Origin of the sequence: Paramesorhizobium deserti (assembly GCF_001558695.1) — a bacterium.
GTDB lineage: Bacteria > Pseudomonadota > Alphaproteobacteria > Rhizobiales > Rhizobiaceae > Paramesorhizobium > Paramesorhizobium deserti.
On record NZ_LNTU01000004.1, the window covers coordinates 63,660 to 73,640 of the forward strand.

A 9,981-nucleotide genomic window follows, 5' to 3' on the forward strand; every position below is an offset into this window, starting at 1 on the left:
GGCATGGCAGAGCTTTCAACGGAGCATCCAGCACCGGCGGGCAAACCGGTCCTGCATGATTACTGGCGTTCCTCGGCCTCTTATCGGGTGCGGATCGCGCTGGCGCTGAAGGGTATCGCCTATGACCGCGTGCCGGTCGATCTCGTTGCCGGGGTGCAGCGCAACGCGCGGCATCTGGCGCTGAACCCACAAGGTCTGGTTCCGGTGCTGGAAATCGACGGTCTGGTGCTGACGCAGTCGCTGGCAATCATCGAATATCTGGAGGAGACGCGGTCCGAACCGGCGCTGTTGCCCAAGGGAGAGGAGGCGCGGGCGCGGGTCCGCGCGTTGTCGCTGGCCGTCGCCTGCGAGATCCATCCGCTTTCCAATCTGGCGGTTCTCGGCCGGGTGGAGGCTCTGGCCGGTTTGGAGGCGCGCGGTACGTGGAACCGCGAGAATATCGTGGCGGGGCTTTTGACGGTCGAGGCGATGCTGGACAATTCGGGTTTCATCGACCGCTTCTGCCATGGCGACCAGCCCGGCATGGCCGACTGCACGCTTATCCCGCAGCTCTACAATGCGACACGGTGGGGCGTGACGTTCGACCATCTGCCGCGCGTTTCGGCGGTGGCGCGTGCCTGCGATGCCCTACCCGCGTTCGCCGCGGCCCATCCGGACAATTTCGACCCTTCGCGCAAAGCGAAGGAAACCGTGGGAGAGAGAAAATGAAATCATTGAAGCTGGCCCTCGCAGGGCTATTGCTGTCGGCAACACCGCTGGCGGCGGAAGAGCTGATCATGTCGTCCTGGTTGCCGCCCAAGCATCCCATCGTCGTCAACGCGTTCGAGCCCTGGGCCAAGGAGGTCGAGAAGGTTACCGACGGCCGCGTCACTGTCCGCATCATGGGCAAGCCGCTCGGCAGCCCGCCTGCACATTTCGACATGGCCCGCGACGGTATTGCCGATATCACCTACGGCTTGCATTCCTTTACCGAGGATGACCGCTTCCAACGCGCCCGTTTGGGCCAGTTCAGCTTCCTTGGTGATGACGCCATCGCCAATTCCAAGGCCTATTGGAAGATTTATGGCGGGGAACTGGATGCGGCCGGTGAACACGAGGGTACGCATCTTCTGGGCCTGTTCATGCATGGCCCTGGCCTTCTGCACAACAATGTCCGCAAGATCGAAAAGCCGGAAGACATGCAGGGCCTGAAGATCCGGGTGCCTGGCGGCTATGTGGGCGATCTGGTTTCAGCACTGGGCGCAACGCCGCTGTTCATGTCATCGACCGAAGTCTATGAGAAGCTGTCGCGCGGCGTTATCGACGGGGTCGCCTTCACCTATGAGGCGATGACCGCCTTCAACCTTGTCGATTACATCAAATACTCGATGACCGTGCCCGGCGGCATCTACAACACCACCTGGTTCTTTGTGATCAATGAAGACAAGTGGAACAGCCTGTCCGAAGAGGATCGCGCCGCCATCGATGCGATTTCGGGTGAGGCTTTCGCCGAACGCGTGGGCCAGGCATGGAACGATGCCGATATCGCTGCGAAGAAGAAGATCGGAGACAAGGTCGATTTCTACCAGGCGAGCCCAGCCGTCGTCTCCGCCCTGCGTGGCGTTGCGAGCAAGTTGGAACAAAGCTGGTCGGATAGTCTGGGCGACGGCTATGATGGCGCAGCCGCATTGGCCGAGTTCCGCGGAATGACCGGGGTCGAGGTTAAATGAGCAGGGCTGACCCCATGCCCGACGACCCGGCTCCGGACATGATTCCGGGCCGGACGCCGCATCGGCAGGCGCTCTGGTATCGGCTGCTGGCCGGCGTTGCGGCGCTGCTGATCGTGATGCTGATCGGCGTGACCTGCATCGATGTGATCGGTCGCTATGCGTTCAACCGGCCTTTCGGCGGCGCCTATGAGCTGACGCAGATACTGCTGGCCGCCCTTGTTTTTGTGGCGCTGCCGCTGACGAGCGCAGATGGCGGTCATGTCGAGGTCGATCTGGCGCTGCATCTGCTGCCGTCTCGTGTCCAGCGCCTGCTGGGCCGGCTAGCGGGGATCATCTCTGCTATGGTGCTGGGCTATTTCACATGGCGGCTGGTGGTGATCGGGCTGGACCAGCTACATGAAAGCACCCGCAGCGCCTCGCTGGGCTTGCCGATGGCGCCGCTGGCCTTTCTGGCGGCCGCAAGCTGCGCCGTCTCGGCCGTAAGCATGATCTTGCGGCGGGAAGAGTCATGACTATTTCCCTGGTTGCTTTCGTGATCCTGCTGGTGATGGTCTTTGCGCGCGTCCCGATCGCCTTTGCGATGGTCGTCGTCGGTGGTGTGGGTTTCGCGCTGCTGCGCGGCTGGGGACCCGCGGGCGCGATGGTCGGCAACGCGGTTTTCGAAACCGGACTGAATTACTCGCTGTCGGTCGTGCCGCTGTTCATCTTCATGGGCAACGTCCTCGCCGGCTCGGGTATCGCGCGGGGGCTGTTCTCGGCCGCCGACCGGGTGTTCGGGCGTATGCGTGGCGGACTTGCCATGGCCACCGTGTTGTCCTGCGGGGGCTTTTCGGCGGTTTGCGGATCGTCGCTGGCCACGGCGGCCACCATGGCCAAGGTCACCATGCCCTCGATGCGGCGCTTCGGCTATTCCGACAGTCTCGCTACCGGCGCCATCGCGGCGGGGGGCACGCTTGGCATCCTGATTCCGCCTTCGGTCGTGCTGATCATCTTCGGCTTGTTGACCGAGGCCGATATCGGCAAACTGTTTCTGGCGGGTATCATCCCCGGTATTCTCGGCATCATCGGTTATCTGCTGGCGGTAATGGTTGCCGTGCGGCTGAAGCCGGAACTGGCCCCGCGCGTGAGGGACGTCCACCCGATGACCCGCCGCGACGCGGTCAGCGTGACCGCCGTGCTGGCGCTGTTCGTCTTCATCATGGGGGGCATCTACGGCGGTTTCTTCACGCCGATCGAGGCCGCCGGCATGGGTGCCGCCGCCGCCCTCTTGATCGCGCTTGCAACCGGCGGTCTCAGCCGCGGCGCGTTGTGGACGGCGTTTCTCGACAGCGCCACGGCCTCGGCGATGATCTTCGCCATCATCATCGGCGCCGAGATTTTCAGCAATTTCGTCACCTTTGCCGGCCTGCCCGACAGCCTTTCGGATCTCGTCGAGAATCTGGGCTTGTCGCCCTGGGTGGTGCTCATGGTGATCGTCGCGATCTATATGGTGCTGGGCTGCTTCCTGGAAAGCCTGTCGATGATTCTGTTGACGGTGCCGGTTTTCTATCCGCTGGTGTCGAACCTGGATTTCGGGCTGGCCAGCCTGGAAAGCCCCGATGCGGTACTGATATGGTTCGCCATCATCGTTGTGGTGGTGACGGAGATCAGCCTCATCACGCCGCCCATCGGCATGAACGTCTTCGTGCTGCGCTCGGTATTGCCGGATGTCTCGCTGGGAACGATCTTCCGCGGCGTATATATCTTCTGGATGGCGGATATCGTTCGCCTGGCTCTGATCATCGCCTTGCCGGTGCTGTCTTTGTATCTGGTTACCTGATCCTGTGTGAGGAGCCGGTTTCCCCGCTCAAGCGGAGGGCCTCAAGGTTGATTCCCAAGCCGTTACGAGGCATTCGTTTCATTGGAAATGACATCCTGTAATCCGGCGGTACTTAATGCGCATCGAAACTTTCTTTCCTTATCGCCTTGCCGTGGTGGCCGAGGCTTTTTCACGTCAGCTGGTGGCCGTTTATGGCCGCGAGCATGGGCTCTCGCGCGAGGAATGGCGTCTTCTCTTCCTGCTGGAAGACGCCGGAACGCTGGATTCACTGCGGCTGTCACAACGCACGTCACTGGATAAGGTGCAGGTCAGCCGCGCGGCCTCTCGGCTGGAGGACAAGGGGTTCATCACCCGCGAGGTGTTGGGTTCCGATCGCCGGTTGCGCAACTACGCCATTACCGCCGCGGGGCGTGATCTGTTCCGCCGCGTCTTTGGCGAGGTCGAGGCGCGCGCGAATGAGATCCTGCAGGCGATGCCGGCGGGCGACCGTGCCGCGCTGGACCAGGGTATTGCCGCGCTGGATCGGGCCATTGCCGATATGACCCAGCCCGAGAAGGGGCATGGCACGGCGTTTCCGCGGCCGGGCCGATCACAGACTGAAACCTGATAAGTCACGTCTTGCTTTCGATCAGCCGGTCCAGCGCCTTGCTGAGTCCGGCTGCATCCTCGTCCAGTTCCGCCAGCAGTTCGGCCTGAAAGTTCTCGGCGATGCGCTCGAGGCGCTGCATCAACGCCAGCCCGTCGGACGTCAGTTCCAGCGCGACCAGCCGCCGGTCGGTACCATGCTCGGACTTGCGTACCAGTCCCGCCTCCTGCAGGCGCGAGGCGGCGCGGCTGACCATGGATTTGTCGAGATTGACCCGGGCGTGGATGTCGCGCACGCTGACGCTGCCCGAATGATCCAGATGCGCCAGAACCCGCCATTCGGGGATGGTCAGTCCGGCCTCGGCTTCATAAAGCGCGGCGAATCTGCGGCTGATCCGGGTCGCTGCGACCGACAGGCGGTAGGGTAGGAAATCGTCCAGGTGAAACGGCATGGCCTCTCCTTTTCCAGCCAGATCAGCAAAATTTCGTTGCAACGACAACAAAATTTCTGATGTCGAGCGAGTTAGCTTGACATCGTTGCAATCGCAACGGTATTTTCATTGCAATTACAACGATCATATCGGAGGAGGATATTCGGATGACAGATCAGCACCTGCCCAAGGGTATGATCCGCGCGACCGTCACGACCGGCACGCACGAAGGCTACATGCCCGGTTTCGGCAATGATTTCGAAACCGAGGCCCTACCCGACGCGCTGCCACAGGGCCAGAACTCACCCCAGAAATGCAATTACGGACTTTACGCCGAGCAGCTCTCCGGCACCGCCTTTACCGCTCCCCGTGGAAAGAACGAACGCACCTGGTGCTATCGCATTCGTCCTTCGGTTCGGCATACGGGCGATTTCAGGGCGCTCGTGCTACCCTACTGGAAAACCGCGCCGAACATGCTGCCAAACGTCACCAGCCTCGGCCAATACCGGTGGGATCCGATGCCCCTGCCCAAGACGGACGAAGATCTGTCCTGGATCACCGGCATGCGCACCATGACCACTGCGGGTGACGTGAACACCCAGATCGGCATGGCCAGCCACATCTATCTGGTCACGCGGTCCATGCAGGACGAGTATTTCTACTCGGCCGACAGCGAACTGCTGGTCGTGCCGCAGGAGGGTCGGCTGCGCTTCTGTACCGAACTGGGGATTATTGATCTTGAGCCCAAGGAAATCGCCATCATTCCGCGCGGACTGGTCTATCGTGTCGAAGTGCTGGAAGGCCCTTGCCGCGGCTTCGTCTGCGAGAATTACGGCCAGAAGTTCGACCTGCCCAATCGCGGGCCGATCGGCGCGAACTGCCTGGCGAACCCGCGCGATTTCAAATACCCGGTCGCGGCTTTCGAGGATCGTGATGTCCGTTCCCGTGTGGTGATCAAATGGTGTGGCCAGTTCCATGAGACATGGATCGACCATTCGCCGCTGGACGTGGTCGCCTGGCACGGCAATTATTGTCCCTACAAATACGATCTGCGCACCTATGCGCCGGTCGGGGCGATCCTGTTCGATCATCCCGACCCATCGATCTTCACCGTTCTGACCGCGCCCTCGGGGCAGGAGGGGACGGCGAATATCGATTTCGTGCTGTTCCGTGAGCGCTGGCTGGTCGCCGAGCACAGCTTCCGCCCGCCCTGGTACCACAAGAACATCATGTCGGAGCTCATGGGCAACATCTACGGCATCTATGACGCAAAGCCACAGGGTTTCGCGCCCGGCGGTATGAGCTTGCACAATTGCATGCTGCCCCACGGCCCCGACCGGGATGCCTTCGAGGGCGCCAGCAATGCCGATCTGAAGCCCGAGAAGCTGGAAGAAACCATGTCCTTTATGTTCGAAACCCGCTTCCCTCAGCATCTGACCGATTTTGCCGCCAAGGAAGCGCCGATGCAGAAGGAATATATCGAGGTCTGGAGCCAGCTCGAAAAGAAGTTCGACGGAACACCCGGCGCGAAATGAGCGGCCGGAACCGGAGGTGCCAGCCTGGCAAGGCGGGACCGAACTGTAAGGCGTGGCAGACGTCTGCCACGGGCCGTGAGCACGCCGGCGGCTAAGCCGGTAGGCACCTAGAGCATTCCTACGCCGCGATCGTCCTTTAGCGTTTTCAGCACGATTTCCGATCGCACCTGCGCCACCTGCGGATGCAAGAGCAGGTGTTCGTGGATGAAATCGGCGAAAGCGCCCAGATCGTGAGTACGCACGTCCAGCACGTAATCGGCGTCGCCCGATACTGAAAAGGCCTGCCGGATCGCCGGCTGGCTGGCGACGAAGCGGGCGAAATCGTTCTCCTTGCCTTGGCCGTGACTGGACAGGTTCACCCGAATGATCGCACGCAACCCATAGCCCAGCTTGGCGGCGCTGAGCCGCGCGGTATAGCCCTCGATGATACCGGCCTCTTCCAGCGCGGCCCGCCTGCGGGAGCATTGCGAGGGCGACAGGTTCACCACCTCGGCCAGCGCGGCATTGGTCATCGACCCGTCACGCTGCAATGCGGCAAGAATTGCAATATCGAAGCTGTCCAGTTTCATACCGTGCAGGAAACTCCAAAATGGCGCGCGTTTTGTGTAATAATACTGGGTTAAGCACCTCTTTCGCAAGCTTCATGCATCCGCTTTCTGTCATCATATTCATATATGATGGGAATGCATTGAAGGAGGAACGCATGGGTCCCTTTCCGCACGACGCACCGAAGGCCACAATCAGCGCGGCCAACCCGGCTGGAACCGATGGCTTCGAATTTGTCGAATTCGCTCATCCCGAACCCGGGAAGCTCGACGTCGTCTTCCGTCAGATGGGGTTCACGCCAGTCGCCAAGCACAAGACGAAGAACATTACCCTCTATCGCCAGGGTGACATCAATTACGTGCTGAACGCCGACGAGAACAGCCATGCGGCTGCCTTCGTCGAGGAGCACGGCCCCTGTGCACCGGCGATGGCCTGGCGCGTGGTCGATGCGCAGGTCGCGCTGAAGCGCGCGCTGGATCTGGGCGCCGAGGAATACAAGGGCGAGGGCAAGTCGATCGGCGCGCCTGCCGTCCATGGCATCGGCGGTTCGCTGCTCTATTTCATCGATACCTATGGCGATGAAGGCAGTTGCTACGAGTCCGATTACGACTGGCTGGATGAGCCGAACCCGAAACCCGAGGGCTTCGGCTTCTATTATCTCGATCACCTGACCCATAACGTGATCCGCGGCAACATGGACACATGGTACAGGTTCTACCACGACACGTTCAATTTCCGCGAAATCAGGTATTTCGACATCAAGGGCAAGCATACGGGTCTTGTCAGCCGCGCGCTGACCTCGCCCGACGGCAAGATCCGCATCCCGATTAACGAATCGACCGACGATCACAGCCAGATCGAGGAATATCTGCGGAGGTACAAGGGCGAGGGCATTCAGCACATCGCCATCGCCACCGAGGACATCTATGCCGGCACCGACCGGATATCGGACGCTGGCATGCGGTTCATGCCTGGACCGCCCGACACCTATTACGAAATGTCGCACAAGCGGGTGAAGGGCCATGCCGAACCCATCGACCGCATGAAGAGGCATGGCATCCTGATTGACGGTGAAGGCGTCGTAGGCGGTGGCGAGACCCGCATTCTGTTGCAGGTCTTCTCGAAGACGGTGATCGGGCCGATCTTTTTCGAGTTCATTCAGCGCAAGGGTGATGACGGTTTTGGCGAAGGCAATTTTCGCGCTCTCTTCGAATCGATCGAGGAGGATCAGATTCGCCGCGGCGTTCTTGGCCGATAGCGTATCCTTCGACTAGGTAGGCACGCTCGAAAATGGAAAAAGATCTCGACGTTAACCGGCTTAGCCTTCTCGGACGAGTATGGTCTAGTTGGATCGCAAGAACGCTCACACGAAAAATCCCTAGCTTTTGGCCTTCGGGCTGGGGGATGATCATGTTCACCTGCTAAAGACGATCCTGAAACTCATATGCCGTGTTGAACTGTTGGCGCTCGCGCTGGTGCGCGCTGCGATACGATAGCGATAGTAAAAGGATTTGGGACACAGATAGGAGCCGCCCTTGAGCAGCTTCGTGTTTGCTGCCGTCGCGGCTTGGTTGGCATTCCGTGCACGGGTACCGACGGAATGGATGCGAAAGGGCTCTGCAGGTTTTGACCGACCGACATTTGCTAACCATAGAGATTTGAAACCTGTCCCTTCAACCAGCTCAGACATGAATCGGTAAAAAATCTGGATATAGCATTCCTTAGCTGCCAGCTCGGCGGTTAGGGGCCGCATGCATTGTCGTGAATTGCCTCTGTCGGTCCGAGCGCCGGTCAGAATTGGGCTGAACGTCGCCAGTTCATTCACTTAAAGTGCGAGACAGTTTCCGGTACTGATGGCGGATGAGGCTTGTCACCGGTCTTGTTGAACAGGCAAGCCGGAGGTAATCAGAACACGCTGCGGGAAAGCACGTCGCGTTGACTGGACCGTTTCCCTGAGCTTCTGTCCCTTTCCATGAGCCCTTGACGATGAAGTCACCGAAACGCCAGTTCGATCCGACGGTCCCGCTGTTCGCGCGGTCGACGCCGCTGCCCGACACGGAGGATCCGGAACTGACGCGGTTTCTCGAAGGCCGGTTCGAGGAGCTTTTGTCGCTGTCGGAAACCCCGCCGCCCTGTCCGCGCTGCCAGGGCAGCCACACGGTGCTCTCGTCGCGTGCCGCGCATCCCAGGCCGGCGCTGCCGGTGTTCCGTTGCCTCAGCTGCGACATGCATTTCCGCCGCACCACCGGCACGCCGATCGCCGGGCTGAAGCTGCACCAGCCTTGGTTCAAGGATTTTCTCCGGCTTCTGTCGCAGCAGCGGCCGAACAACGACGCCGCCCGCATCCTCGGCGTCAAAGCGGTGACGGTGGCGCGGTATGTCAAACGTCTGCGGCAATGGCTGCTTGAGTTGGACCCATCAGGCTATTGGGAGGCCAAGGTGCGGCTCGGCATGGAGATCAGGCCAGACGCCGCGTGCCCCTATTGTCATGCCAGACAGTCGCTGCATTATCGCGGCTTCAAGGCGGATGACGGCGAGCGGCAGTGCCATTGCGACCAATGTGGACGGTATGTCCGGCTTGGCCAGGTGACCGGCGGCAAGGATATTTCGACGCTCGACCATCGCGTCGTCGTACGACCGCCGTCGCCGCGCCGCAAGGGCCGCGAAACGGGCTGACGAAGCACCGCCCGATCGGGAGGGACAGCGCCGATGAACCGGTTCCGTTCCTGCCGCTTTCGGCGGTGCGGGTTTCCGGGGGCTCCGCCATTCTCGCTCCCCACCTTCGTCCCAGGCCCATGATGTGACGCCGATGCAACATGGATCGCGGGAAGGTTGTCGATAAAGACTGCATACACTTGACTTTTGACGCTCGTTTTCCGAAGAGCACGCGCAGGAGTGGTATGTGATTGTCTCCGGCTGTCGCCGGTGATAACCGCAAACCGGCAGTGACAGGGATTTTGTCACGCCGTACTCCAGAGAGATATTGGAGCCATTTGCCTGGTGGGGGCGGATATTTATTGTCGCAAGCGCATCGCAAGATGCGAGGGGACCGTTGATGCCTGTTGCTGCCCGTTCGCGCATTTCGCGTGCCGCCCGTATTTCCAAAGACAGTTTGCGTTTCCGGCCTGAAGAGCGCTTTTCCGCTGCTGCGGGCGCGTTGGTCCGCAAGGTGACGGCCGTGCTCCTGAGCGGCCTTCTCGCCTTCCAGCCGGCACTGGTGCAGGCACAGCAGGTGACGCCGGATGCCGGTGCGCCGGCCACCAATCGGCCCGGTATCGGCGCCGCGCCGAACGGCGTGCCGCTTGTCGATATCGTCACGCCGAACGGGCAGGGGCTGTCGCACAACAAATATGGCA

At 60.9% G+C, this 9,981-nt stretch carries 11 protein-coding genes; 9 read left to right on the top strand and 2 right to left on the bottom strand.

The window, feature by feature from the left end:
• The first annotated feature begins 3 nt into the window (after window positions 1-3).
• The 5 genes from maiA (at window position 4) to ATN84_RS08510 (ending at window position 4,135) form a co-directional block, all read left to right on the top strand.
• Window positions 4-708: a maleylacetoacetate isomerase gene (gene maiA / locus ATN84_RS08490; protein ID WP_068881244.1), complete on the top strand. Its 705-nt coding sequence runs from the start codon at window positions 4-6 to the stop codon at window positions 706-708.
• Complete coding sequence (locus tag ATN84_RS08495) at window positions 705-1,709, top strand: TRAP transporter substrate-binding protein (RefSeq protein WP_068881245.1); 1,005 nt, start codon at window positions 705-707, stop codon at window positions 1,707-1,709. The genes maiA and ATN84_RS08495 overlap by 4 nt, the downstream gene beginning before the upstream one ends.
• Complete coding sequence (locus ATN84_RS08500; RefSeq protein WP_244491030.1) at window positions 1,706-2,221, top strand: TRAP transporter small permease; 516 nt, start codon at window positions 1,706-1,708, stop codon at window positions 2,219-2,221. Before ATN84_RS08495 ends, ATN84_RS08500 begins: the two co-directional genes overlap by 4 nt.
• A complete protein-coding gene (locus ATN84_RS08505; protein WP_068881247.1) occupies window positions 2,218-3,528 on the top strand; it encodes a TRAP transporter large permease in 1,311 nt (436 codons plus the stop codon). The genes ATN84_RS08500 and ATN84_RS08505 overlap by 4 nt, the downstream gene beginning before the upstream one ends.
• Window positions 3,529-3,643: 115 nt before the next feature.
• The gene (locus tag ATN84_RS08510; RefSeq protein ID WP_068881248.1) at window positions 3,644-4,135 is read left to right on the top strand and encodes a MarR family winged helix-turn-helix transcriptional regulator; all 492 of its coding nucleotides are present in this window, start codon (window positions 3,644-3,646) and stop codon (window positions 4,133-4,135) included.
• 4 nt (window positions 4,136-4,139) lie between these two features.
• Here the strand turns inward: ATN84_RS08510 and ATN84_RS08515 are convergent, their stop codons facing one another.
• Window positions 4,140-4,565, bottom strand: a complete 426-nt coding sequence (locus tag ATN84_RS08515; protein ID WP_068881249.1) for a MarR family winged helix-turn-helix transcriptional regulator — start codon at window positions 4,563-4,565, stop codon at window positions 4,140-4,142.
• A 146-nt stretch (window positions 4,566-4,711) separates the two neighbouring features.
• Between ATN84_RS08515 and hmgA the strand changes: the two genes are divergently transcribed.
• Window positions 4,712-6,079, top strand: a complete 1,368-nt coding sequence (hmgA, locus tag ATN84_RS08520) for a homogentisate 1,2-dioxygenase (protein WP_068881250.1) — start codon at window positions 4,712-4,714, stop codon at window positions 6,077-6,079.
• Window positions 6,080-6,186: 107 nt separating this feature from the next.
• On the opposite strand, the gene ATN84_RS08525 is transcribed toward hmgA, so the two are convergent.
• Complete coding sequence (locus ATN84_RS08525) at window positions 6,187-6,648, bottom strand: Lrp/AsnC family transcriptional regulator (protein ID WP_068881251.1); 462 nt, start codon at window positions 6,646-6,648, stop codon at window positions 6,187-6,189.
• A 134-nt stretch (window positions 6,649-6,782) separates the two neighbouring features.
• Between ATN84_RS08525 and hppD the strand changes: the two genes are divergently transcribed.
• The 3 genes from hppD to ATN84_RS08540 all read left to right on the top strand — a co-directional run.
• A complete protein-coding gene (gene hppD, locus ATN84_RS08530) occupies window positions 6,783-7,883 on the top strand; it encodes a 4-hydroxyphenylpyruvate dioxygenase (protein ID WP_068881259.1) in 1,101 nt (366 codons plus the stop codon).
• 728 nt (window positions 7,884-8,611) lie between these two features.
• Window positions 8,612-9,301, top strand: coding sequence for a DUF746 domain-containing protein (locus ATN84_RS27735; RefSeq protein WP_068881252.1), 690 nt, complete (start codon window positions 8,612-8,614; stop codon window positions 9,299-9,301).
• 379 nt (window positions 9,302-9,680) lie between these two features.
• The coding region (locus tag ATN84_RS08540) for a hypothetical protein (RefSeq protein ID WP_153020160.1) at window positions 9,681-9,981 on the top strand (301 nt) is incomplete at its 3' end.